The 25,311-nt window shown below is 57.8% G+C and carries 24 protein-coding genes; 8 read left to right on the top strand and 16 right to left on the bottom strand.

All coding sequences use genetic code 11. The annotated features are described in order from the left end of the window. Positions 1-17: 17 nt before the first annotated feature. The 3 genes from Q2T52_RS02765 to flgF are packed head-to-tail and all read right to left on the bottom strand — an operon-like array spanning position 18 to position 2,730. Positions 18-590, bottom strand: a complete 573-nt coding sequence (locus Q2T52_RS02765; RefSeq protein ID WP_302075144.1) for a flagellar protein — start codon at positions 588-590, stop codon at positions 18-20. A 3-nt stretch (positions 591-593) separates the two neighbouring features. Then, complete coding sequence (fliI, locus tag Q2T52_RS02760; protein ID WP_302075143.1) at positions 594-1,979, bottom strand: flagellar protein export ATPase FliI; 1,386 nt, start codon at positions 1,977-1,979, stop codon at positions 594-596. A 16-nt stretch (positions 1,980-1,995) separates the two neighbouring features. Continuing rightward, entirely contained in the window at positions 1,996-2,730 is a 735-nt protein-coding gene (gene flgF / locus Q2T52_RS02755) for a flagellar basal-body rod protein FlgF (RefSeq protein WP_302075142.1), read from the bottom strand. A gap of 253 nt (positions 2,731-2,983) precedes the next feature. Between flgF and motA the strand changes: the two genes are divergently transcribed. The 6 genes from motA (at position 2,984) to Q2T52_RS02725 (ending at position 8,256) form a co-directional block, all read left to right on the top strand. Beyond that, the gene (gene motA, locus Q2T52_RS02750; protein ID WP_302075141.1) at positions 2,984-3,862 is read left to right on the top strand and encodes a flagellar motor stator protein MotA; all 879 of its coding nucleotides are present in this window, start codon (positions 2,984-2,986) and stop codon (positions 3,860-3,862) included. A gap of 5 nt (positions 3,863-3,867) precedes the next feature. Further along, the gene (locus Q2T52_RS02745; RefSeq protein WP_302075140.1) at positions 3,868-4,815 is read left to right on the top strand and encodes a FliM/FliN family flagellar motor switch protein; all 948 of its coding nucleotides are present in this window, start codon (positions 3,868-3,870) and stop codon (positions 4,813-4,815) included. Between the two features lie 72 nt (positions 4,816-4,887). Then, on the top strand, positions 4,888-5,508 hold the full coding sequence (fliN, locus tag Q2T52_RS02740) for a flagellar motor switch protein FliN (RefSeq protein WP_302075139.1): 621 nt from the start codon (positions 4,888-4,890) through the stop codon (positions 5,506-5,508). A gap of 28 nt (positions 5,509-5,536) precedes the next feature. Further along, on the top strand, positions 5,537-6,586 hold the full coding sequence (gene fliG / locus Q2T52_RS02735; RefSeq protein ID WP_302075138.1) for a flagellar motor switch protein FliG: 1,050 nt from the start codon (positions 5,537-5,539) through the stop codon (positions 6,584-6,586). Between the two features lie 147 nt (positions 6,587-6,733). After that, complete coding sequence (flhB, locus tag Q2T52_RS02730; protein WP_302075137.1) at positions 6,734-7,810, top strand: flagellar biosynthesis protein FlhB; 1,077 nt, start codon at positions 6,734-6,736, stop codon at positions 7,808-7,810. Positions 7,811-7,815: 5 nt separating this feature from the next. Continuing rightward, complete coding sequence (locus Q2T52_RS02725) at positions 7,816-8,256, top strand: BspJ family T4SS effector nucleomodulin (RefSeq protein WP_302075136.1); 441 nt, start codon at positions 7,816-7,818, stop codon at positions 8,254-8,256. 29 nt (positions 8,257-8,285) lie between these two features. Here the strand turns inward: Q2T52_RS02725 and visR are convergent, their stop codons facing one another. The 13 genes from visR to Q2T52_RS02660 all read right to left on the bottom strand — a co-directional run bounded on the left by visR (position 8,286) and on the right by Q2T52_RS02660 (position 20,350). Continuing rightward, on the bottom strand, positions 8,286-8,990 hold the full coding sequence (visR, locus tag Q2T52_RS02720) for a transcriptional regulator VisR (RefSeq protein ID WP_302075135.1): 705 nt from the start codon (positions 8,988-8,990) through the stop codon (positions 8,286-8,288). Positions 8,991-9,023: 33 nt separating this feature from the next. Continuing rightward, a complete protein-coding gene (visN, locus tag Q2T52_RS02715) occupies positions 9,024-9,761 on the bottom strand; it encodes a transcriptional regulator VisN (protein ID WP_302075134.1) in 738 nt (245 codons plus the stop codon). 290 nt (positions 9,762-10,051) lie between these two features. After that, positions 10,052-11,731 (bottom strand): flagellar basal-body MS-ring/collar protein FliF, encoded by a 1,680-nt coding sequence (gene fliF, locus Q2T52_RS02710; RefSeq protein WP_302075133.1) that lies wholly within the window; start codon positions 11,729-11,731, stop codon positions 10,052-10,054. Positions 11,732-11,859: 128 nt separating this feature from the next. Beyond that, the gene (gene cheT, locus Q2T52_RS02705; RefSeq protein WP_302075132.1) at positions 11,860-12,249 is read right to left on the bottom strand and encodes a chemotaxis protein CheT; all 390 of its coding nucleotides are present in this window, start codon (positions 12,247-12,249) and stop codon (positions 11,860-11,862) included. 14 nt (positions 12,250-12,263) lie between these two features. Beyond that, positions 12,264-12,821, bottom strand: coding sequence for a chemoreceptor glutamine deamidase CheD (gene cheD, locus Q2T52_RS02700; protein ID WP_302075131.1), 558 nt, complete (start codon positions 12,819-12,821; stop codon positions 12,264-12,266). Beyond that, positions 12,818-13,207 carry a response regulator gene (locus Q2T52_RS02695; RefSeq protein ID WP_302075130.1) on the bottom strand — a complete coding sequence of 130 codons (390 nt, stop codon included), beginning with the start codon at positions 13,205-13,207 and terminating at the stop codon, positions 12,818-12,820. The genes cheD and Q2T52_RS02695 overlap by 4 nt, the downstream gene beginning before the upstream one ends. Beyond that, on the bottom strand, positions 13,208-14,272 hold the full coding sequence (gene cheB / locus Q2T52_RS02690) for a protein-glutamate O-methylesterase CheB (RefSeq protein WP_302076009.1): 1,065 nt from the start codon (positions 14,270-14,272) through the stop codon (positions 13,208-13,210). Next, complete coding sequence (gene cheR, locus Q2T52_RS02685) at positions 14,269-15,174, bottom strand: protein-glutamate O-methyltransferase CheR (RefSeq protein ID WP_302075129.1); 906 nt, start codon at positions 15,172-15,174, stop codon at positions 14,269-14,271. Before cheR ends, cheB begins: the two co-directional genes overlap by 4 nt. After that, complete coding sequence (locus tag Q2T52_RS02680) at positions 15,171-15,638, bottom strand: chemotaxis protein CheW (RefSeq protein ID WP_302075128.1); 468 nt, start codon at positions 15,636-15,638, stop codon at positions 15,171-15,173. Before Q2T52_RS02680 ends, cheR begins: the two co-directional genes overlap by 4 nt. A gap of 4 nt (positions 15,639-15,642) precedes the next feature. Further along, the gene (locus tag Q2T52_RS02675; RefSeq protein WP_302075127.1) at positions 15,643-17,937 is read right to left on the bottom strand and encodes a chemotaxis protein CheA; all 2,295 of its coding nucleotides are present in this window, start codon (positions 17,935-17,937) and stop codon (positions 15,643-15,645) included. A 16-nt stretch (positions 17,938-17,953) separates the two neighbouring features. Continuing rightward, entirely contained in the window at positions 17,954-18,319 is a 366-nt protein-coding gene (cheY1, locus tag Q2T52_RS02670; protein WP_302075126.1) for a chemotaxis response regulator CheY1, read from the bottom strand. Continuing rightward, positions 18,316-18,615 (bottom strand): STAS domain-containing protein, encoded by a 300-nt coding sequence (locus Q2T52_RS02665; protein ID WP_302075125.1) that lies wholly within the window; start codon positions 18,613-18,615, stop codon positions 18,316-18,318. The genes cheY1 and Q2T52_RS02665 overlap by 4 nt, the downstream gene beginning before the upstream one ends. Before the next feature lie 91 nt (positions 18,616-18,706). Next, positions 18,707-20,350: a globin-coupled sensor protein gene (locus Q2T52_RS02660; RefSeq protein ID WP_436799477.1), complete on the bottom strand. Its 1,644-nt coding sequence runs from the start codon at positions 20,348-20,350 to the stop codon at positions 18,707-18,709. A gap of 976 nt (positions 20,351-21,326) precedes the next feature. Between Q2T52_RS02660 and mprF the strand changes: the two genes are divergently transcribed. Together mprF and Q2T52_RS02650 are read left to right on the top strand one after the other, a co-directional pair. Then, entirely contained in the window at positions 21,327-23,927 is a 2,601-nt protein-coding gene (mprF, locus tag Q2T52_RS02655; RefSeq protein ID WP_302075123.1) for a bifunctional lysylphosphatidylglycerol flippase/synthetase MprF, read from the top strand. Beyond that, entirely contained in the window at positions 23,924-25,285 is a 1,362-nt protein-coding gene (locus Q2T52_RS02650; protein ID WP_302075122.1) for a virulence factor family protein, read from the top strand. Before mprF ends, Q2T52_RS02650 begins: the two co-directional genes overlap by 4 nt. Positions 25,286-25,311 lie beyond the last annotated feature (26 nt).

Genomic DNA, 25,311 nt, shown 5'->3' with positions numbered 1-25,311 from the left:
ATAAACTTGCGTCAGACTTACGGGCGCGGCTGGCCTTGGTCGCCGTAGACCTCACCGTTAGACGTGACGATCACCCATTTGCCCTGACGCTGCTCAATCGTTGCCAAACGGCTGTTGTCCGGGAGGATCGATCCGATCTTCACCATGTACATCCCGCTGGCATCCTCGATCAAAGCTCGTCCGTTTGCCACATGCATGAGGCGGAACGTGTTCTTACCCGGCAGTGGCTGGTTCTGCCTGGGATCGGACTTGTCCGTTTCATCCTTGCCGGCTGATGGCACGGTGGCTGTGGTCAGGCGGTCCGTTTCCGGCAGTTCCTTTGTCTCATCGCTGGCGTTCTTATTGATGAGGGCCAGCGGCGACACGCTAAAAACATTCCGAGCGGGGCCATCCGGGAGATCACGCGTGTGGTCCATCGGGGTGACCCTCAGACCAAACTTGTCCTGATTGAAGAAAACATACCAGGGAAAGAGAGCTGAAGCACTGGCCAGTACGATCCCGCAGCCGATCAAGAGCTGATCGGATCGATCCCGCCGTGAGCGTCGCGGCTTGATGGGCTCGATGGTTTCATCAACGTCATCGTTGCTCATGAATTATCTCCTGCCACCGATACCTGCCGCAGACCCGGCGCGCAACGCTGCGGCCAGATCGCCATAGGCATCATCTGCGAATGCTTCGCCGGGCGTCTGTTTCAATACATCGTAAATGATGGGAACCTGCTTGATCGCCATATCGAGATCAGGATCGCTGCCGGCGCGGTAGCCGCCGATCAGCCGCAGGTCGCGGGTTTCCTCGTAGCGGTGGATGAGGGACTTCAGCCTTGCCACCAACTTTTCTTGATCCTCCGTCCAAGCCTTGCGCGCCAGACGTGAGATGGAAGACAGCGGGTTGATGGGCGGATAGCGCCCCTCTTCCGCCAGGCTGCGCTCCAGAACGATGTGACCGTCCAGAATACCGCGTGCGGAGTCGGCGATTGGATCGTTGTGATTATCGCCATCGACAAGGATCGAAATGATGGCAGTGATGGTGCCGGACCCCTCAATGCCGGGACCGGAACGTTCCAGCAGGCGCGGCAGTTCGGTGAAGACCGATGCCGGATAACCGCGAGCGATCGGCGGCTCCCCGGACGCCACGGCCACCTCACGGATGGCATGAGCAAAACGGGTCACGCTATCGGCAATGAAGAGAACGTTCTGGCCTTGATCGCGGAAATGCTCGGCAATCGTGATCCCGACGAGTGGCGCCATTTTGCGCAGCATCGGGCTTTCGTCGCTGGTCGCGACAACCGCGACGCACTTGCCCATGTTTTCGCCAAGGGTGTCCTCGATGAATTCACGCACTTCGCGACCGCGCTCGCCGACGAGGGCAATCACCACCTTATCGAAGGCATCGGCGCGCGCTACCATCGACAGAAGCGTGGATTTGCCGACGCCGGATCCCGCGAAGATGCCGAGGCGCTGACCGAGGCAGAGCGGAGAGAATATATCGATGGCGCGCACGCCGGTCTTGAAGCCGTGCTCGACGCGCGCACGGGTCATAGAGGGCGGAGCGGTGGTGGAAATTGGCCGCTTCATGCTGCCGTTTTTCAAAGGGCCACGACCGTCAATGGGTTCGCAAAGCGCGCTGATGGTACGCCCGCACCAGCTCTCATCCGGTGCGACACGAAAGGCACCCTTGCGAATGACGATATCGCCAATACCAATCGGCTCACCCGGCTCGATCGGGCAGACATAGATGACTTCCGGCTCCACGCGCACCACTTCGCCGAGATGGATGCCGGTAGCGCTTCTATGCGCAACGAATTCCCCAAGCCGCACATGCCGCGAAAGGCCGGACACCGTATAGTGGCCAGCCGCGATGGTCCGCACATGCCCGCCATGCGCGACGGACGCGCTTGGCTCGGCATATTTCTTCGCGAGATCAGCCAGCTGCGAAAGCTTGCCGCCCTTGATTGCCTCAGCCGCGATCCGAGCGTTCATCTAGACCAGCCTTTGATCACTTCGACCCGCCCAGTGTCTTGATGGCATCGCCGAAGCTGCTTTCCGTGTCACGCATCAGGGAGGCGACGGCTTCGAAGGCGCGGTTGACCTGGATCAGCTGCGTCATCTGCGACAGTGCGTTGACGTTGGAATGTTCGACATAGCCCTGCGCGATACCAGTATCGATGGTATCGACTACAGGCTGCGGCGGATCGACGGGAATGACACCGGAATTGTCATAGCGCAGATAACCCTTGGAGATATCCGCCTTGAAGACGCCGAGGGTCGCGACCGGCTGGCCGTCCTGCGTGATGCGGCCGTCGGGGCCAACCACTGGAGGACCGCCGGCACGGTTCAACTGGATCGGCGCACCGCCGGCATCAAGCACTGGAAAGCCACGCGTGGAAACCAGTTCACCGGTCTCCTTCATCGTAAAGCGGCCGTCACGCGTCAAAACCTTGCCGCCGGGGGTGCTAAGCTGAAACCATGCATCACCCTTGATAGCGAAATCGAGCGGACTGCCGGTCTGCTCCAGGGCGCCGCTGCGCGTGGAGAGATAGTCATTGCCCTGCGTAACGAAGGAAACCTTGGCATTGAGATCGTTGTGCGTCTTGCTCAAGACCTCATCGAACTTTACGTCCGTTGCGCGAAAGCCGACCGTGTTCATGTTGGCCATGTTGTCGGCGATCGTGTTCAGCCGCCGCTCAAGCGCGATCTGGGATGAAATACCGACATACAATCCGGACTGCATATCATGTGCCTCCGCGTTTCAGGAAATATGGCGCGTGCCAGCAGGAGACGGCGGGGTTTCCCGCTTCGCCCATGTCGTGACAGGCCGAATCGATGAAGATGCCGGACAGACCGGACCTGGCGGGAAGGCTTAAGCAGAAAGACTTGCGCGAAACTGTCTCAACCAGAAACACGATTCAGCGTCCGATTACCAAGCCTCACGCAAGCCACGACGCCTATCCAGAAGCCTGATATAACCACGGCACAGGCTTGCGATGATTATTGTAGTCGGATTCATCATTATCGTCGGGGCCGTTATCGGCGGCTTCATGGCCGAACACGGTCCCGTTGAGCGGCTGGTTCAGCCGTTCGAGCTGCTGATCATCGGCGGCGCCGGTCTCGGCACCTTTATCATGTCCAACTCCATCAAGGTGGTGAAGGACTCCGGCAAGGCACTGGGTGAGGCATTCGGCAACAAGGTTCCGAAAGAGCGCAACTATCTGGACGTGCTCGGCGTGCTCTACTCTCTGATGCGTGACTTGCGTACGAAATCGCGTAACGAGATCGAAGCGCATATCGACAACCCGGACGAATCGACAATCTTCCAGTCGGCGCCCACGGTGTTGAAGAACAAGGAGCTGACTTCGTTCATCTGCGACTATGTGCGCTTGATCATCATTGGCAATGCGCGCTCCCACGAGATCGAGGCGTTGATGGATGAGGAAATCGACACCATTCTGCATGATAAGATGAAGCCGCATGACGCCATCCTGGCTGTTGGCGACTCCTTCCCGGCCATCGGTATCGTCGCCGCCGTTCTCGGCGTTATCAAGGCCCTGGGCGCCATCAACGAATCGCCGGAAGTGCTTGGCGAGCTGATCGGTGCCGCACTTGTTGGCACCATGCTCGGGATCTTGCTGTCCTATTGCGTGTGCAACCCCATCTGCTCGCAGATCAAGATCGTCCGCAGCAAGCAGCACCGCCTTTACATCATCGTGAAGCAGACGCTGCTCGCTTACATGAACGGCTCGGTCCCGCAGGTCGCACTCGAATACGGACGCAAGACCATTTCCAGCTACGAGCGCCCATCCATCGATTCGGTCGAGCAGGAAATGATGAACCCCGGCGGCGGCGGGGATAGCAAGGCAGCGTGAGCACGATGAGCGAGCAAACCGACACGAATACGGCGTCTATGGATCTGGCGTTGCTGGCAAAGCTCACAGGTGGGCTTGGCTACCAGGAAATGGTCGAAAAGATCTGCAGCGAGTTCGGCCACCTCTACAGCGAATTCCTGCCTGATGTGTTTCACAGCGAAACGAACATTTCGATCAATGTCACCTATGGCGGCTTCAAATCCGGGCTGATGCGTGACCTCCTGGCGGATTTCGGCGATACCGTCTGCTTCTCCGATGGATCGCTGCGGAACTGGTGTCCGAACTTCGTTCTTGCCTGCGGCAACAGTTTCGTCATCGCGCTGATGGAACAGATGCTGGGCGCTGCCCCCGAACTGATCGAGCAGCCGCCGGAGCGCCCGCTCTCGGATATCGAGCTCGATCTCGCATCCATGGTCTTTGAACGCATCGCCAATGTCTTGCGGTCCGGCGTCAACGCGGCAGGCGGCTTCGAAGCCCTGCTGGAGCGCCCGCACAATGCCGATGACCGGCCGGCCCCGGACCCGGAAGCACCGGTAGAATTCGGCGCTCAGATCCGCATGACGGTGGAGCTTGGCAAGGTCACCTCCGAAGTGGCGCTGATCATTCCCCAGCGGGCCCTTCTCAAAACCAAGGTAATTGCACCGAAACCCAAGGGGCAGATAGCCAAGAGCAAGCAGGAATGGGCCGATCGGATCAAGGATCAGGTGCGTCGCTCTCCCGTCACGCTCGAAGCCCGTATTCGTCTCCAGAGCCTGGCGCTGAAGACGGTGGCCCACCTGGCAAAGGGCGATTTCATCGCCTTTGAAGACAAGGAAGACATCAAAGTACAGGTCAGCGCGAACGGCAAGGACATGTATGTCTGCGAGTTCGGACGATCGGGCGAGCGCTACACGGTGCGCGTCAAGGACAATATTTCAAACGAGGATGAGATCCTCAATCACCTGATTGGCTGATGATTGCGCGCCTGAGTTCCAAGCTTTTCGGTTGGGCAGGCTGACGCAAGTTTCAGAAGGGATAATGAACGCATGGTCAGAAAAAAGACACCACTCACCGAAGACGATGCCTTTCCGGCGGCCGGCAATGAAGCCGAGCTGGATCAGGCTATCGACGACCTCCGCGGCGTGCTGAAGGCAGATGCCGACGGCGGCGCGCCGGACTTTGGCGCCGAATTCGGCGCCGGCTCGGATTTCGCATCCGAACCGTCTTTCGGCGGTGGCATGGACCTCGGCGGCGATACGAGTGCCGATCTCGGTGGCTTCGGCGGCGATACGGACAGCTTCGGCGGCGGCAGCAGCTTTGGTGGCAGCAGCGATTTCGGCGGTGGGCTTGGCGATGACTTCGGCGGAAGCTCCGGCATGGGCCATTCGGTTCAGGAAGCAGGCAGCGCGCTGAATGCAAACCTCGACCTGATTATGGATATCCCGATCACGGTGGAAATCGTGCTCGGAACAAGCCGGATGCAGGTATCCGGCCTGATGGAACTAGAGGAAGGCGCCATCATCGCGCTGGACAAGAAGATCGGCGAACCCGTGGAGATTACCGTCAATGGAAGACGGATTGCCAAGGGAGAAATCACCGTTCTGGAAAACGACGATACGCGCTTCGGTGTGAAATTGACGGAAGTTTTAAGCTCTAAGAAAATCTGATCCCGGTTCGGGACAGTGAGGGAAGACCATGATGGACTTTGACGATTTCGGAGGCGCAGTCTCCACGAAACCGTTATCCCAAGCTGAAAAAGCCGCTGCAGTGCTTCTTGCCATGGGCAAGGGGGTAGCGGGCAAGCTATTGAAATATTTTACGCAGAGCGAGCTCCAGACGATCATCGCCTCCGCGCAGACCCTTCGTGAAATTCCTCCTGACGAGCTCTTGCAGCTCGTCAACGAATTTGAGGACCTCTTCACGGAAGGTGCCGGTCTAATGGACAATGCCCGCGCTATCGAGGGCATCCTGGAAGAAGGCCTGACACCGGAAGAAGTGGACAGCCTGCTGGGCCGTCGCACGGCATTCCAGGCTTACGAAACATCCATCTGGGACCGCCTGCAGGATGCCGATCCGAACTTCGTTGGCAAGTTCCTGCTGCGCGAACACCCGCAGACGATCGCCTACATCCTTTCGATGCTGCCATCTTCCTTCGGTGCCAAGGTTCTCCTTCAGCTGCCGGAAAACCGTCGCGCCGATATCGTCAACCGTACGGTCAACATGAAGGATGTCAGCCCGAAGGCCGCGCAGATCATCGAAAACCGCGTGATGGAACTGATCCAGCTGATCGAGGCAGAGCGCAATTCCAATGGTTCGAACAAGGTGGCAGAGCTCATGAACGAGCTCGAAAAGCCACAGGTCGACACATTGCTCAATTCGCTGGAGACAATCAGCAAAGAATCGGTCAACAAGGTACGCCCGAAGATCTTCCTGTTCGAAGACCTCATGGCCATGCCGCAGCGCAGCCGCGTCATGCTGCTCAACGACATCGCTGGCGACATCCTCACGATGGCGCTGCGTGGTGCTTCGAACGAGATCAAGGAATGTGTGCTCTCGGCGATCAGCCCTCGCCAGCGCCGCATGATCGAAGCAGACCTTGGCGCAACGAACGCTGCCATCAACCCGCGCGAGGTGGCAATCGCCCGCCGCGCCGTGGCCCAGGAAGCAATCCGTCTGGCCAATGCTGGCCAGATCCAGCTGAAGGAGCCGGTGGCAGAAGGCGAAAAGGCGCCCGAAGCGGCCTGAGATTAAGTCTGGTTGCGAGCTCAAAGATCGGGATCGCAACTAGACCGACAGAATACCCGGCCGGCAAGGCCGAACCTGTGGAAGCCATGATGGCTTTCGGATGACACCACGAGGCGGCTGCGGCCGCCGCGCCTCAAGGATGAAGCCTTGTCGGAAGAACAGGACAGCAAAACAGAAGACCCGTCTGGCAAAAAACTCAAAGATGCCGCGGACAAAGGTAATGTGCCATTTTCGAGAGAGGTCACGCTTTTTGCGTCCTCTCTCGCTTTCTATTTCTACCTGGTCTTCTTCCTGCCTGGTCGCACCTCGCAAATCAGTGAGCGCCTGAAGGATTTCTTCGAGCAGACCGACCAGTGGCCTCTCAATAATGCAACGGACGTGGTGTCTATTTCCTACCGGCTGGGCTGGGAAATGGCGGCTTTCCTGTTGCCGGCAATGCTGCTGTTTTGCATCTTCGGTGTTACCTCATCCATCGTTCAGAACATGCCTTCTGCCGTGCTGGAGCGTGTACGTCCGCAGTTTGACCGCGTCTCTCTGAGCAAAGGATTTTCGCGAATCTTCAGCGTGCAAGGCGCTATCGAATTTGGCAAATCCATCTTCAAGCTGCTGATTGTCGGCATCTGCATGTATTTCGCGATGCGCGCGGATTTCCTGCATTCGCTGGACGCGATGTTCGCGGACCCGCTGCTCATTCCGAACATGCTGTATAACGGCGTGAAGAAGATGATGATCATCATCATCCTGGCAACAGCGGTTCTCGCCGTTGCGGACTTCTTCTGGACACGTCACCACTGGTTCAGCCAGTTGAAGATGACCAAGCAGGAAGTGAAGGATGAAAACAAGCAGGCGCAGGGTGACCCAGTGGTCAAATCCCGCCAGCGGTCGCTCATGCGCAGCCGCGCAAGACAGCGCATGATCAACAACGTACCACGCGCAACCCTCGTTATCGCCAACCCCACTCACTATGCGGTCGCGTTACGTTATGTCCGCGAAGAAAGCGATGCTCCGATCGTGGTTGCCAAGGGCAGCGACCTGATTGCCCTGAAAATCCGCGAAATTGCAGAAGCGAACGACATCCCTGTTTTTGAGGACCCGCCTCTTGCTCGCTCCATGTTTGCGCAAGTCTCGGTGGATAGTGTGATCCCACCAGCCTTTTACAAGGCCGTGGCAGAGCTTATTCACAGGATTTACGCCTCTAGGGCGGCTAAAAAACGGGTTCGCTAGACGCTATGAAACGATGCAATTATTCGCTTGAACGAGAAAAAATACTGGCTCAAGCGATCAGCCCGGTAGCAACGGAATTACGTCTGCTTGACGCTGGAGATATCATTTCCTTACTGCGACTGGAATGTTACGGCAGCATCGCCGATCTGGTTTCTTCGGCGGCTGAATTGTACTTTCATCCTGGTACCGTTAACTTCGGATCCGGCGGTGAATACAAATTGGAATGGTCCGGTCAGCCCGAGGTCGTTCTAGACCTCGAAATCAAGCCGCGCGGCGTATCGGTCTATGCACGATTGATGCTTACAGACGAACGAGCCGGAATCGAAATCGATCACATCGCCTTCCAGTCGCCCTCCGATGATCCGGAAGAGAACACTGCTTTCCTGGCGCGCAGCCTAAACGAAGCGCGCTTCGTCCGGTCTCAGCCCACAGCAATGGCCAGCTGATAACGGCCTGTCCGGCGTAGTGGCCACTCTCAGTGGATATAGCCAAGGCGGATGGCCTTGGCGATCGCCTGGATTCGGTTCACAGAATCCAGCTTGATCGTGGCAGAGCCAAGATAGGCGTTTACGGTATGAACTGATAGTCCGAGCCGCTCAGCAATTTCTTCGCTGATCTGCCCGTCACCAGCCAGCTGAAGACATGCAATCTCGCGCTCGCTGAGTGTTTCCGCGGGAACTGTGCGACGCTCGTCAAGCGCCAGCAGGTCCATCATGATATGACAGCTGCGGACATGTGATTCCAGTACCGAATCTGGCGAGAGGGTCAGCTTGTCGCCGGAAAACACCACATACCCATTTCCGACCGCACCGAGCCGCACGGGGAAAGCGATCCCCGCGAACGGTAGATCCCCCTCGTCGAGCTTCAGGACCAACCCGTAGCAGTCCTCGAGCGTCGCTGCATTTGCATGGCCTGCCCTGCCCCAGGCAAGCGGCAGAACGGATACATCGATATGGTGGATCAAAACCTCACCGTAAATCTGGATGAGCGCATTGGAATACTCTCCAGCTCCTACACCCCAGTTGTCCAACTCGCAGACCATCTTCCGCTTGTTCGGCATGCCTGCGCCGGACACGCGAAAAATCGCAAAGTTTCTGGCATTGACGGCCTTCTGCATGGCTACCAATTTGGGAAAGATATCCGACCTGCTTGAGGCCCGCTGCACACGCAGAAACTGCATCCCTTATTCAATCCCCCGAGGTGCCCGCGAAGTCTACACCAGATTGTTACGTACCGCGAACGCGATCGCTTCAGATCGCGTCTTGGTTGCCGTCTTGCGCATCACGCTGGTGATGTAGTTGTTGATCGTATTTCTGGAAATGCCGAGGATAACGGCGATCTCGTCACTCGTCTTGCCTTCGGCAATCCAAAAAAGACATTCGAGTTCTCGATCCGTCAGCTCGAAATCGCGTTCCACCCGTGTGTCACGCTTGTCACCAAGGCTCAAGGCATAAGACGCGAGCAGCCCTACATCCCGCAAACATTCCTGCGAGAGGATAATCCCTTCCAGAAACAGCAGCATGATTGAAAAACGTGTGCGACCGACACAGAAGGTTAGCGAGCAGTATTCGCGACTCACCTCTTCCGGAATCGCACTTTCATCGGGCAACAGGTCAAATTGCGGGGTCAGCATGGACAGACATTTTTCCACCTCAGTGGATTTGCCATAGCCACGCGCCAGTTCCACGCCGAGCTGACGCACGAGATCGAAGGGCCAATTCGACGCAACGATAAAATCGAGCCCCTGTTCCTGGATAAGGTCGTAGCGGGCGAGAAGATAATAGGAAGCGCCGGCATAATCGGCCAGGATCCGCATCGTGCTGGGAATGTTAGCGCTACCGGCAGCCAGAGCAAGTCGTCGGAAGAGTTGATCCTTGGTTGCGGCTCTCGAAGAGGCGGGATCAATAAAACTACGTCCGTCAGTCCTCGTCTCTGCGCTTCTCAGCTCCATACACTCTTATCTCCGCTTCCCGGGAAAGAGAATTCTTTCCCCACTGGGATCACTTCATGTCGTACCAACCGAAGGGGGACGTTTTCCGACCAAAGCATCATGCAAGCTACCGAATCAAAGTCATTCTAGAAACTTGCCACGCAAATGCCACAAGTTGATCCTTTTTACCAAACTGGTCGGTCGGTTTTACACAAATGTAACCCGCTGTTTTTGAGCAGCAATCTGGCAAACGACAAAAGGGCCGGATTTTCCCGGCCCTCTGTTCACGCGATCGTGATCGAATTTCATCCTCAGGCGGCGGTTCCGACCGCCCATTTGCGAAGGATCTTCGCGGCGCGCTCTTCGGAAATTTCCACCATTCGTGCAAGCCGACGCTCCGGCCCTTCCTTGACCCGACGGTTGAAGCCGCCATTGGGGTCGTCTTCGGCACCAAAGACGTCGTCGGAACTGTCGAAGCCGAAGTCGGAACCGAAACCGTCCATGAGTGCGGGGCTTGCGCCACCGGGCGAGAAGTCCGGCAGTTCGAGACCAGCAGTTTCTGCAGCGGCCTCGCCAGCGACCGTCGTGCCAGCCACGCTGCGGACCACAGGCCGGACACCGAGCCAGATCACCAGGAAAGCAACCACGACGAAGGCGACCGAGTTAATAATTCCACCGAGGTTGCGGGTCAGCACCTCCATGACGCTCGGGCCTGCAGCCGCTTCGTCAAGCAACTGAGTTTCGAGGAAGTCCATGGCCGTGACAGTCACCACGTCCCCACGCTCGGCATTGATGCCTGCCGCAGAGGTCACGATCTTCTTCATTTCCGCGAGATATGCATCAATCTTCTGCTGATCCAGCGGCTCGCCGACCATCTTTGCAATGCGGCCCTTGTTGATCACAACAGCGATCGAAAGCTTTTCAATCTTGTAGCTGTTACGCGTCGTGGCGGTCGTCTTGCTATTAATTTCGTAGTTGGTCTGCTCTTCCTTCTTGTCCGACTGGTCGGAGGATTCAGGGCCATTACTACCACCGGGCTGCGGCGCTGCCTGGGGTACATTCTGTTCAACGGTGGTGGCCGAGTCAGACTGCTTCTGCTGAGATTTCTGCGCTTCCTTGGTCACCTTCACGGAGCGCTCTACACGCGATTCTGGATCGAAGGTGGTTTCCTGGATCTGCTGGCTGTCAGTATTGAGCGAAGCGGTGGCACTGGAGCGGAAGTTATCCATGCCGAGGAACGGAGCCAACGCCTTATCAACGCTGGTTTCGATTTCCTTCTGCACGTTCTGAACGATGTTCAGCGAACGCGTCATCGTGCTGTTGCCGTACTCGTCGCCCGAAGCGAGAAGCTGGCCGGTTGAATCAAGGATCGTGACATCATCGACGTCCAGACCGGGAACAGCGGAAGCGACCAGATGGCGGATGGAGGAAGCAGCACGCCGACCGACTTCAGCGGTCGCGCGGATCATGACAGATGCGGTGGGCTTCTGGCCAGCGCGGCGGAAATTGCCGACATCAGGCATAACGATATGAACGCGGGCTGCGGAGACACCGGAGATCTGCTGGATGGATCGACCAATCTCGCCTTCCAAGGCGCGGACACGCGTCACTTCCTGCATGAAGGAGGTCAGGCCAAGGGAGCCGACGTTGTCGAAGAGTTCGTAGCCGGCATTCGAGCTGTTCGGCAGACCCTTCTCGGCCAGCATCAACCGCGCCTTGCTGGTCATGCCAACCGGAACCTGAATGCTCTGGCCGTCCTGCCCGGTCTTGAAATCAATGCCTGCGGAGGCGAGCGCTACGCTCACCTGGCTCAGGTCGCTCTTTTCCAGTCCGACATAAAGTGTCTCGAATGCGGGCTTGTTGACGAAGAGCGCCGCAGCAATGATGATTGCGATGGAGAGCACGCCGACCCCGGCGAGCGCAATAAGGCGCGTCTGCCCTAGAGACCCTAGGTTCTTCGCAATTTGTGTAAACTGATTCAACAGATTCATTCTGTTCCCGCACCGTCAACTAGGATTGAGAGCCTTTTTGGCCAACGTCAAAGTAGCCAATGAAGCTTGCGCGAGCGTTTCGTCTTGCGAAAGCTCAACCTGTTGATGGCGCGGCGCGAAAAACGCCGTCAGAAGAAATCGAAGTCGCCGGCTGCCTTTGAGAGTGGCTGGGAGTGGCCGTGGCGAAGGCCCTTGCTCAGGGACTTGTGCATGTCTGCGAGTTTGACGAGGCTAAGCGCCGTCGTGACATCGACCGTCCAGCCATCCGGGATCGTTGCAGTGATCGTGTCGATGAATTCGGCAAGACCGCGCGTCTTTTGAACGGCCAGATCAATGCCCTGCAGAACTTTCATACTATCTGGCGACTGAAGAATTGCGGGCCCGCCAACCTCCAGCAGCTGCGGCTCTACACGCTCGATGAGATAGGCAACGTCGTACAGTTCCGTTACGATCCGCATCAGGACGTCGGGCAGGTTTTCTTCGAAGGAAGCGGACTGCTGGGGCATGGTGTCTGTCATCACTTCCTCTATTATTAAAAGAATTCGATAGAGCTTTCGACCGGTTTTGCGGGCTTTGCCGGGCGCTGCTGCTCCATTGCAACTGTCTTCTGCGTCTCGGCGCCTGTGAGGGGATAAGCACGCGCGCGGCCGCTGACCGGCCAGTATTCCAACTTGCGGCCGAATTCACCCCCAACGGATGAGCCGACAACCGAAATGCCTTCGTCTTTCAGGAACTGGGCCGCAAAGGCCGCGTTCTGCTCGCCGACATTCGAGAAGCTGGCGATCGTTTTCGCGCCGCCGAAGATCTTAGCCTCCAGACGCTCGCGTCGACCGCCCTGCTTCAGAATGCCGTTGATCAGCAATTCCATCAGGTGAACCCCGTAGCGGGACATGTCACCGCCTGACATCCCGCCAGGTCCGGTACCCGGCAGAAGGAAATGGTTCATCCCCCCCACACCAGCAACCGGATCTCTTAGGCACGCAGCCACGCACGAGCCCAAGATCGTCGTGATCACGGCGTTTGGATCATCCGTTACCTTGTACTCGCCCTGGATGATATTCATCCGTTTGGCTGCGGCCAGTTGGTTCATTTAAGAGCTCCGAATACAGCCTCGATGGCAGCCTTCATTTTCTCGATCGTGAAGGGCTTCGCCAGAACGTTGTTCGCGCCGAGCTGGGCAGCCTTCTGCACAAGGGCACGGTCGCCCTGTGCGGTCAGGATGATGAAGGCGGCCTTTTTGGTGGCCGGATTGGTCCGGACAGCCTGCAGCAGCCCGAGGCCATCCATCTTCGGCATGTTGAAATCCGAGATGACCAGGTGGTGCGGCTGCTCCGACATGATCTTCATACCTTGCTCGCCATCGCCTGCGGCGGTGATCTGCTTGAAGCCGAGTTGTGTCAGGGCGTCGCTGAGCAGCAACCGGCTCGTCACCTGATCATCGACGATCAGAACTTTGATTTTTTCAGCGAGAGACATTTATTCGGTACCTTCTTTTCGGGCGGCGGTTAATTTCATTATTTCTTCTCCAATCGAGCCAAGCGGCAGTTGCTGCTCGACCGCACCTATCTCATGCGCAACCCGCGGCATGCCGTAGACCACGCATGTTCTTTCGTTCTGCCCAATGGTGCGCGCGCCCGCGCCGCGCATCTTGAGCAGGCCGGAGGCTCCATCCCTTCCCATTCCTGTCAGGATGACGCCCACAGCATTTCGCCCGGCCAGTTCAGCAACCGACTCGAAGAGAACATCGACAGACGGCCGGTGACCGTTGACTGGATCGCGTTCCACAAGCCGGCAGCATGGCGCTGACGAATTGACGACCTGGAGATGCCGTTCACCACCGGGGGCAAGGTAGATCTTTCCGATCTCCAACCTTGCACCATCGGTCGCTTCCTGCACGACAGGTGCGCATATACGATTAAGCCTTTCTGCAAAACTTTTCGTAAACGTCGGCGGCATGTGCTGCGTAATTACAGTTGGAGGACAATTTTGTGGGAATTTCTGCAGCACCGTAATCAACGCCTCGACGCCACCGGTCGAAGACCCGATCGCAACGATCTTCCGGCCGACCCGATAATCGGCGACCGGCGTGCTTGCCACGGGCGCCACAGGTGCGGCAACCGGAGCCTTCGCGTACTGGGTGCGCGCAAGTCCAGACCGGGCCGCCGCCTTGACCTTTTCAGCCAGATCGCCGAAGGGGCGCGCATCACCTGGCACCGGCTTGCTCACACAGTCGAACGCACCGATCTCCAGCGCTGCCAGTGTCGCATTGGTTCCCTGGTGGGTCATGGTGGACACCATGATCACCGGCATGGGACGCAACCGCATGATCTTCTCGAGAAATTCGAGACCGTTCATGTTGGGCATTTCGATATCCAGCGTCACGACATCGGGATTAAGCTGCTTGATGGCAGCACGGGCCTCGTGCGCATCACCGGCCTGACCGACAACATTCACTTCCGGATCTGAATTCAGGACGGCGGTGATGAGACCACGCATCGTCGGCGAATCGTCAACAACCAGTACTCGTGCACGCATACTTATTTCCTCCCTCCGCCTTTTCCGATGTAGCGGTAGGTGGTAATTCCAATATTATCGAAGAGGTTCTTCGCGTCTCCCGTCACACGCTCGGAATGTCCGATATAGAGGTGCCCCCCCTCCGGGAACAGCGAAGCAAAACGCGACCAGATTTTCATCTGCGTCGGCTCGTCGAAATAGATCACGACATTGCGGCAGAAAATGACGTCGAAATTGCCCTTGAAAGGCCACTGCGCCATCAGATTGAGCTCGTTGTATGTGATCAGCTTCTTGACGCGATCATCGACCTGATATTTGCGGCGCCCACCGGCATCCACTTCCTTGAAGTATTGCTTGCGCATGGCAAGCGGTACGGTTTCCAAGGCATTCTCGTCATAGATGCCAGCACGGGCCTGCGCCAGAATCTTGGGATCGATATCGGTGGCCAGAATGCGGAAGTCGTAATCCACGGCATTCGGCAGCAGTGACAGAACCGTGAGCGCGATAGAATAGGGCTCCTGACCGTCAGAGCTTGCCGCGGACCAGATCCGCACACGCCCACCGTTTTTGGCACGCTGGATCAGTCCCGGCAGCACCTCGTCACGCAAATGCTCGAAATGATGGTTTTCCCGGAAGAAGCGTGTGAAGTTCGTCGTCAAGTGCGACAGCATTTCCCGGCGGGCGTCCGCGCCTTCCGGTGAGGATACAAGTTCGCAATAATCCCGGAAGCCTCTGAGCCCGAGGTTGCGAATGTGCTTCGACAGTCGGGAATAGACCAGCGAAGCCTTGGAGTCGTTGAGGTAAATCCCGGCATCAGAATAGATCATCGCAGCGATCTCCGAGAGATCCCGACGCGAGAGCGGGTATTCCCCGCTCGCCAGGATCTCATCCGGAGACTGTCGGCCGTCTAGTATGCCGGTCGCTTTCATGCAGCCTCGCTATCGGTGTCGGGGAACAGAGTGTCCAGTTCAATCAGGCAGATCATGCGCTTGTCGATCGCAAGAATGCCGCGAGCATACTGGCGCTCCAGTTCGGAAGAGACTTCCGGCACCGGCTGAATGTTTTCGTCCGTGACGGTGAGGATATCGGACACAGCTTCAACCAACAGTCCGACCACACGGTTCTTGACCTGTGCCACGATGATCACGTGGCGAGGAGTAGGCTCCGCACGACGCATACCGAGACGTGCGGACAGATCCACGATGGGCAGAACTGCGCCGCGAAGATTGATCACGCCCATCACATAGGAGGGAGAGTGCGGAAGGCCCGTTGCTTTGGTCCAGCCACGGATTTCCCGCACAGACATGATATTGACGCAGAACTCCTGATCCCCGATGCGGAAGGCAATGAGCTCCCGGCTTCCTTGAGCAAGATTCTTTACGGCATACGACATACACTTAACCCGCAGCTGCCAACGACATATCCGACTTCAGTGAACTTTCCTGCTTCAGCGACTGGCCGCGCGAGGCAGCGACAACCGCGTCAACATCGAGAATGAGCGCCACACGACCGTCACCCAGGATCGTCGCAGCCGCGATACCGGGTACGTGGGTGTAGTTTGCTTCCAGCGACTTGATGACCACCTGACGCTGGCCCTGGATCGCATCGACCATCAGTGCGCGCTGACCGCCACCTTCCGATTCCACGAGAAGGGCAACGCCTTCGACCGGGTTTGCCTGCGTGCCGCGGAAGTTCAGGATACGGCCGACATCGACGAGCGGGCAGAAGGAATTGCGGATGGAAATCAGGCGCTGGTTCGCACCGAAGGAATGGATACTTGAAGCTTCGGGCTGAAGTGTTTCCACAATCGCCGTCAACGGAACCACCAGCGTCTGACCGGCAACAGTCACGACCATGCCGTCAAGAACGGCGAGCGTGAGCGGCAGGCTCATGGTAAAAGTCGAACCCAGGCCAGGGCGAGAGCTGATCGAGATACGACCGCCGAGCGCCTGGATTGACCGCTTGACCACGTCCATGCCGACGCCACGGCCGGAGATGTCGGAGATCTTGTCGGCGGTGGAGAAGCCCGGCATGAAGATCAGGTTGTCGATTTCTTCGTCCGACAGATTGGCATCGGCCGGGATAAGATCATTGTCGATGGCCTTCTGGCGCACCTTTTCGCGGTTGATGCCGGCGCCGTCGTCGACAAGTTCGATAACGATGCGGCCCGAACGATGCTTTGCCGTCAGCTTGACCGTGCCTTCCGGGTTCTTGCCGGCGGCCTCGCGCTTTTCAGGGCTTTCGATACCGTGGTCGACCGCGTTACGGATCATGTGGGTTAGCGGTTCGGCCAGCTTGTCGATAACCGTCTTGTCGACTTCGGTGTTTTCACCTTCCGTGACCAGGCGGATCGACTTGCCCACCATGTCGGCCACTTCGCGAACAATACGCGACATGCGCTGGAAGACAGGCTTCACAGGCTGTGCGCGGATGGCCATGACCGAATCCTGGATCTCGCGGGTGAGCTGTTGCAGCTCTTCGAGGCCCATATTGATCGACGATGTACCAGTCGTGTCGTTTTCGATGACGCTCTGCGAGAGCATCGCCTGGTTGATGACAAGCTCGCCCACCAGGTTGATCAGGCGATCGACGCGGTCGAGGTCGACGCGGATCGTCTGGCCAGCACTGTTTGCAGCATTCGCCGCATTTGCAGCCGCGGCGGCAGCGGCCGCAGCAGCCTGGCTTTCCTTCTTTTCGACGCGCGAAGCGGCGGCGGCCATCTTCGATACATTCGTTGCCGTTTCAGCTGCGGCAACGGCTTCGGCAGCGGCAGCCTGAATGCTTGCGGCGTCCTCGGCAGCATCTTCTTCGCTGGCGCTATCATCATCGAGAGCTGAAAGATCGAACGGAACCGGAACCATCGGCAGTTCCTCATCTGTCGTTTCCGCCAGCTTCACGTCGAGATCGCAATCCCATTCCGCGAATTCGAAGACACTGCGGATATCCTGCTCACCCTTTTCCGTCTTGACGGAAATCTTCCAGCTGAAATAGGCGCCTTCCGGATCCATCTTGTCGAAATGCGGAAGCGTCTCGGTATCGCAGTTGATACTCATTTCGCCGACGCGGGTCAGATCGCGGAGCAAGAGAGCCGCTTCGTTACCCTTAGCGTAAAGTTCGCGGCGAGGCTTGAACGTGACCTCGTAAACCGAGGGTACAATCGTTTCTTCTTCGTCGTCGAACGAGAAGGGAACCGGCTGGAAGCCGCTTTCGTCCGTCGGCGCGGGAGCGGCAGGAGCCGCGGCTGCGGGGGCCGGAGCAGGCTTCGGAGCGGCCGGCTTGGGTGCTTCGGCAGCTCCACCCGTCGGCAGCTCTCCGCGAGCCAGCGCTTCCAGTTCCTTGACGAGGCCACGGCTACGGCCTTCGTCGACGCCTCCGCCATCGCGGGAAGCACTCACCAAGTCGGCCAACACATCGGCCGACTTCAGCATGACCTTGAGAACATCCTGCGTCGGTTCCAGCTTGTTCGAGCGAACGCAATCAAGCGTCGTTTCGAACACGTGGGCAAACGAAACCAGATCATCAAGACCAAATGCGCCGGCACCGCCCTTGATTGAGTGTACCGCACGAAATACGGCATTCACCGTCTCCGGGTCGCGGTCGCCATCATTCAGCTTGAGGAGACCGGATTCCAGTTCCGCGAGCTGCTCCTCGCACTCCTGGAAAAAGATCTCTTTGATTTCGTTCATATCCATCGCAGGAATTCCCGGTTCAGGCGGTTACACGCTCGATCGCATCAATCAGTTTCGCAGGATCGAAGGGCTTGACGATCCAGCCCGTCGCACCGGCCTGGCGAGCCCGGTTCTTTTTCTCAGCATCGCTTTCCGTCGTCAGGACAAGAATCGGAACTGCGCGATATTTGTCGTTGCGGCGAACGCCTTCGATGAAGCCGAAGCCATCCAGGCGGGGCATGTTGATGTCCGTGACGATGACGTCCGGATTGCATTCTTCCAGGACTTCCAGCCCTTCGACGCCGTCTTCAGCCTGAATGGTTTCAAAGCCAGCGTTGTTGAGCGTCACCAGAAGCATGTTCCGGATCGTCCGTGAGTCATCCACGGTAAGTACTTTTTTCTTCACTGCCGAATCTCCTTAGCGAGCAGATGATCGATGTTTATTCCGATGAGTTGCATGGTCTTGCGGAAGGCGTCGGAAACCTTCTCGAAGACGAAGGTCTTCTTGTCCTCTTCCCATGCCTTGGCTGCCGCCATAAGCACCTGTACGCACTGAACGCCCACGCGCTGAACCTCCGACGCATCGATGGTGACATCGTGGCCCCGGGCGTTCATCAGCTGTCCGTGGAGAACCGAGGCTTCGTTGAGGTCTAGAACCGCAACGAGCTTCAAATTGCCCTTTTCCGCTTTCTTGCCTGCCATGCGATCAAACCCTCATCGTCCAATTTCATCGTCTGCAACCATCATTAGCTGCAAGCATATTAAATTCCGGTATCCAGCAGACGAAGTTCGCCTACCGCGCTGCACCGGCCATGGAGACCGGAAACAGCATTGCATGCCCCACCGGCATGTCGTCTTCCGCAGCTTCACCTTCGCGAAGGACAGCGTCGTCTGACTGCATTGTCTTTGGCTGCCACACACGAGCCGGTGAACGGTTTTCCCGCTCGATGCGGAATTCGCGTATGGTACGTCCCAGTTCGAGAATGACCGTCTGAAGCTCATCGGCGCCGCGCCCGGCACGTTCCGCCGTATCCGCGCTCACAACCACCTGCTGATCGAGGCTACGCAGATCGGTCGCGACACGGTCGAGCTGTTGCGCCTGCTCACCCGTCGTACGCGCGATATCGGCGATAACGGTGTTGATGCCGGACACCTGCTCGACGATGCCGCCTATGGCGTCCTGCGTGCGGTGAACCATCTTCACCCCTGCATCCACCTGAGACTTGGTACCGTTCACCAGAACCTTGATCTCGCGCGCTGCCTCGGCGGAGCGCTGCGCAAGTGCGCGCACTTCCTGGGCAACCACGGCAAAGCCACGACCTGAATCGCCCGCCCGCGCGGCCTCGATGCCGGCATTCAGCGCAAGAAGGTTGGTCTGGAAGGCGATTTCATCAATCACCCCGATAATCTGGCCAATCTTTTCAGCTGAATTCTCGATATCGGCCATAGCGTTGATTGCACGCCCAACCACTTCACCGCTTTCGGTCACGGTCCTGCAAGTTTCGGCGGCAGCCTTTTCAGCAGCCAGCGTTTCCTCGGCATTCCGGCGCACCTGACCGGCAACTTCGCCCAGTTCGCTTGAAAGACGGCCAAGTTCCTCGCTGTTGCGGCGCGCATCCGACGCAAAGGCTGACGCTTCCTGCGACAGGAGAGAAGCGGCGGCCTCTGCAGCAACCAGCTTGTCGCCAGCATTCCGAACGGCAACCGATATCGCTTCCAGCGCCTGGTCCAGAATCGTCGAGAGCTCTTGATAGGCGCCCGGGACGTCCAAGGGCATCCGGGCCGTCAGATCCTTTTCGGCCAATGCCGTCAGCGTCGGGCCGAACAGGTTGGCAGCCTCCGCCTGGTCGCGCTGCTTCTGCTCCGCCAGCATTCGCTGATGCTTGATCCGCAGCTCATTGAACCGAAGCGAGATGGCAATCTCAACATCGACCATCACGAGGCGGATGACGCCACGAATGGCATCCGCAATTTCCTTTTCGCGCTTGCGACCACCCGTCAGCAGCGACTTGCCCGCCATCTGCTGGAGAAGACAGTCAACGAGATTTTCCAGCATGACCGCATGGCCGGCGATATGCCAGCGCGGATCGAGCCCCATCCGGCCTTCCGCATCGGACAGGACTTTCACACGCTCCGCATACAGCGCGTCAAACTGCGCATCCGTCAGCACGCTCCAATGGGAGGCCTGCAGATCGTGAAACCGTTCCAGCTGGTTATCGCTTTGGAAAAAGCGCATTGCGTCCTGGGATGACTGCAGGCGATGGAAAAAGTCGCGCAATCCTTCCTTCAAACGCTGTTCAAGCATAGGGCGAAAGCGACGCAACAGATCGCACTGGTCCGCATCCAGACCGGCAAAGGCAAGGCGATCACGCAGGCCACCAGCCTGTGTCCGTCTTCCTTGATCCGTTGGCGTTTCCTGAGCCAAGCTCGTCCCCATAAAAGCCGACCATAGATCGGCAGCAAAATACCTGGTGCGACACGCAAGCCCCTTCCCCTTTGGGATTATCTTTGCGTGCACGTTGGAAACAGCATGAGGGAACAAGCCCGCATGCAGTCATCTGCTTGTCCGTTGAACCCCTGATTTGCTTGTGCCAGGCTTGTGTCCCGCAAGGGCCAACGCTTGGCTCGCAATCACGAATGACCGGAAGTATCTGGATGGGATACCGGATCAGAACCGGTACGGCGGGGCGGCTTCATGCCTGAAAGGGATGGATCTCTTCCTCCCATTTCGCCGTGTAGGTCTATTTGTATGGTTAATTCCTTGCCCGAAGGTTAATGCTGTTTGGGCGCAGCCTCAATTACAACTCTATGATTTCATCTGCACAAAATCAGGGTCCGACAAGCTCGGTGCAAGTCATGGAGGATAAAGTACAACGATCAAGCATGATGTCCTTGGAGCCAGAGCAATGATTGTTCTTCACGTCGGCGCTACATTTATAGCAGCCTTGATATTCTTCGGAATTTTGCTGACAAGCAGCCGCGATGCGGGGCACAACACCTCACGCAGCCGAATTCTCTGAACTATAACAGTCGTTAAGTCGACCGCTATTGGCATTGCGGTGCCGCGGCGGCGGAAGGTGCGAGGGTTCATTCTCCGCCCTTCAGGGCCAACAGACGGACTGCCTGACCAGACCTGAAACCTGTTCCAGTTTGGCGCAGTCGGAAAAACTTTGTCGCTTTTTCGGTAACAATTTCTTATGACGCGACTGACTGCGACGTTGGGTGTTTTTGCGTAAGCAAACCTGCAGTTTGACACCATGATGTCGCAAGGTCTGCTTATAACCGCGTCCCGTCGCCGGAACACTATGGGCTTGCCGCACTTTTGTCCAAGTTGGAACGAGAGGAGTAGCGGCTGCGCCGCACTTTCGGTAAAGCAGCCTTGCGAAGACGCAGAAGCCAGGATCAGGTATTGGATGAGCACCCAGGAAACACATTCGGCGCCCGACGTGACGCGCCATCCTATCATCGCCTTGCTGACGCGCTTTCGCGTCTACTTGACCTCCCTGATCATGCTGGCCGTCTTTGCCATGATGGCCTATGCGGTCTACAAGCTGACAAATGAGGTCAGCTATGATGACGTGGTGCTGGCGCTGGAGAATACCAGCTGGTCGGCGATCCTGTGGGCGACACTCTTTACATTCCTGAGCTTCGCGTCGCTCATTTATTACGACATGAACGCGCTCGACTATATCGGCAAGAAGCTGCCCTTCGTGCCGGTTGCCGTCACGGCCTTCAGTTCATACGCCATCGGCAACACCGCAGGTTTCGGCGCTCTCAGCGGCGGCGCTATCCGCTTTCGCGCCTATAGCCGCCTCGGTCTCTCCCCCGAAGATATCGGGCGCGTCATTGCTTTCGTCACCTTGGCATTTGGTCTCGGCCTGATTTCAGTCAGTGCGATTGCTTCGCTGGTGACTGCACCGCGCCTTGCCGTCGTAGTTGGGCTCGATCCCGATTGGCTCCGCGCCTACTCGATCATCATTATCGCCATCCTCGGCTCTCTGCTCTTCGTCGGTCGCAACGGCAAGACGGTGCGCATCATGCGCGTGCGGCTTCGTTTGCCCGACAGCCTCACCTCGTCGCGCCAATTCCTGATCACCGCTTTCGACATCGCGGTTTCTGCCTCCGTGCTTTATGTATTGCTGCCAGAGACCAATGTGGGCTGGCCGACATTCTTTGCGATCTATGCGACCGCCGTCGGGCTTGGCGTCATCAGTCACGTGCCCGCTGGTCTCGGTGTTTTTGAAGCTGTCATCATCGGCGCGTTGAACAATGCCGTATCCGTGGACGCGCTGCTCGGCAGCCTGTTGCTCTATCGCCTGATCTACCACGTCGTACCGCTGACAGTTGCGATCATCATGATCGTGGTTTCGGAAGCACGCGAAATGGCGCAGCATCCCGTTGCAAGTGACATCAGCAATGTCGCAGGCCGCATATCGCCGGTTCTTTTGTCGGCCTTCGCTTTGATGCTCGGCACAATGCTGATCTTTTCCAGCGTGACGCCGACGCCGGATGCAGACCTCGACATCCTCTCCGACATTCTGCCCTTGCCTGTTGTGGAAGGCGCGCACTTCATCTCGAGCTTGCTCGGGATTGCGCTCGTTATTACCTCGCGCGGACTCAGCCAGCGATTGGATGGCGCCTGGTGGCTGGCGCTTATTTCGGCGAGCGCCGCCTTTGTCTTTTCATTCCTGCGCGCCGTCGCGATCTTTGAAGCCACGTTCCTCGGTGTCTTCATCGTCGCACTTCTTCTCAATGCGCGGCGGTTTCGTCGCCCGGCCTCGCTCTTCGCGCCGATGCTAAACCTGCCATGGATCCTGGCACTTCTCGTCATCGTCGCAGGTGCAACAACAATCCTGCTCGTTGTCTATCGCGACGTGGACTACAGCCATGACCTCTGGTGGCAGTTCGAATTTTTCGGGGAAGCGCCACGCGGACTTCGCGCCTTGCTGGGCGTGACGATTGTCACTTCGGCCATTGCCGTCTTTAGCCTTCTGCGACCTGCCTTTCACCATCCCGACCCTCTTACGGACGAGGATTTCAAGAAAGCAGTCGAAATCCTAGAAGGGCAGAACAATTCTGACGCCAATCTCGTGCGCATGGGCGACAAGCGCGTCATGTTTTCCGAAAGCGGACGAACCTTCGTAATGTACGGCATCCAGGGGCGCTCGTGGATCGCGCTCGGTGACCCCGTGGGCGAAAAGAGCGAGACCGGGGAGATGGTCTGGCGCTTTGTGGAACGTGCTCGGGAAGCCGGCGGTCGCGCCGTCTTCTACCAGGTATCGCCCGCACTGCTTTCCTTCTGTGCCGATGCGGGTCTGCGCGCCTTCAAGCTCGGTGAGCTTGCCGTGGTCGATTTGCAAAACTTCGAGCTGAAGGGGGGCCGTCTCGCCGGCCTTCGTCAAGCACTCAGCAAGGGACGCCGGGACGGCCTGGAATTCGAGGTGGTTGATCCGCCGCATGTGCGCGACATCGTGCACGAACTTCGCGCGGTTTCCGATGCATGGCTGGCCCACCACGACACCCGCGAGAAGACCTTCTCGCTCGGATCATTCGATGACGACTATGTGAGTTCGCTTCCCGTAGCGATTCTGCGAAAGGAAGGGCGCGCAGTTGCATTTGCGACGCTCTTCGTCACCGACAAGAAGTCCGAAGGCAGCGTGGACATCATGCGCTTCGCGCCGGATGCGCCCAAGGGGTCGATGGATTTTCTGTTCGTCAGTCTCCTAGAGTACCTGAAAAATGTCGGATATTCCTCCTTCAATCTGGGCATGGCCCCGCTTTCGGGTATGTCGAAGCGGGATATGGCGCCGGTCTGGGACCGGATTGGAGGAATTTTGTACGAACACGGCGAGCGCTTCTACAATTTCAAGGGTTTGAGAGCTTTCAAATCCAAGTTTCATCCACGGTGGCAGCCACGATACCTGGCGGTTGCCGGGGGAACGGCGGTGGTACTCGCAGTCATGGATGTGACACTCATCATCAGCGGAGGCGTACGGGGAGTGGTTGGCAAATGAAGAAGCTGATTGCAGGTCTTTCCATTCTTGCCGGACTGGCCGCCCAACCGGCGGCTTCGCAGACAGCAACACAGAGCTTCGATCTCGGCATGCTGCCGCAGCCGCATATCGTGCTGCCGAAGGGGCAGATGAAGGCCAATATCTTCCTACTGTCCGACATGAACGGATGGGGTGCGGAAGAAGACAAACAGGCCAGGACCCTTGCCGACAAGGGCGCGGTCGTCATCGGCATCGATCTTCCCTCCTACCTTGCGGCCCTGAACAAGGACGAGGGCGAATGCGTTTACATGATTTCCGATATCGAATCGGTTGCTCAGCAGGTGCAGCGCTCGCTCGGAAACGGTAACTACAAGACCCCGATCATCGCCGGCATCGGCGAAGGCGGCGCGCTTGTGTTGGGCATGGCCTCGCAGACGCCTCCCGCCACGATCGGCGAAGCTGTTGCGATCGATCCGAAGGCTGCCGTGCCGTTGCAGAAGGAATTGTGCACGCCGGCCGACAAGAAGACGGTGCCGGAAGGCATCATCTATGGCCTATCGGAAGGCGAGTTGCCTATGCCGATTTCGATCATTCAATCGAAGGGCGCCGACGAGGAGAGCAAGCGACACTCAAAGGAGCTGCAGGCGGCGCATCCCGATGTAGATATTGAATCCGTCGATGCCGAACCGGTCGATGCATTGCTGAAGGCGCTCTCCGATGCCATCGTTGCAAGTGCGGCCCTGGAAGAGCCATTGGGTCTGCCGCTCACGATCCTGGACACCAAGCCTAAGTGGGATACGATCGCCATCATCTACTCTGGCGACGGCGGCTGGCGCGATATCGACAGCGAAGTTGGTGCGGTGCTGCAACAGGACGGTGTGCCTGTCGTTGGCGTTGATGCGCTTCGCTATTTCTGGTCGGAGAAGAAGCCCGAGCAAACATCCGCCGACTTGAGCCGGATCATCCGCGCCTATCGCAAGCAGTGGAACGTCTCCAACGTACTGCTGATCGGCTATTCCTTCGGCGCCGACATTTTGCCGGCCACCTTCAACATGCTGCCGGAAACCGATCGCAGCAAGGTCATTATGATGAGCTTGCTCGGTCTTTCACGCCAGTCCAATTTCGAGATTTCCGTGTCCGGCTGGCTCGGCGGCAAGGGAAGCGGACGCGGCGGCGATCCCACTGTTCAACTGGAAAAGGTCGATCCGAAGATCATCCAGTGCGTCTATGGAACCGAGGATGAAGGTCAGGCCTGTACGGCTCTTCAGCCGCGTGGTGTGGAAACGCTCGGTATCGAAGGCGGCCACCACTTCGATGAAGATTACGAGAACCTCGCCAAGCAGATTCTCGTTGCACTCAAAAAGCGCTTGAAAAAGTAAAAGCCCGCTGCTTGCGAAAAGGCGGG

The organism is Rhizobium oryzicola, from assembly GCF_030504645.1.
Taxonomy (GTDB): Bacteria; Pseudomonadota; Alphaproteobacteria; order Rhizobiales; family Rhizobiaceae; genus Neorhizobium; species Neorhizobium oryzicola.
The sequence above is the reverse complement of the archived record's forward strand: the minus strand, read 5'-3'. Positions and strand labels throughout refer to the sequence as shown.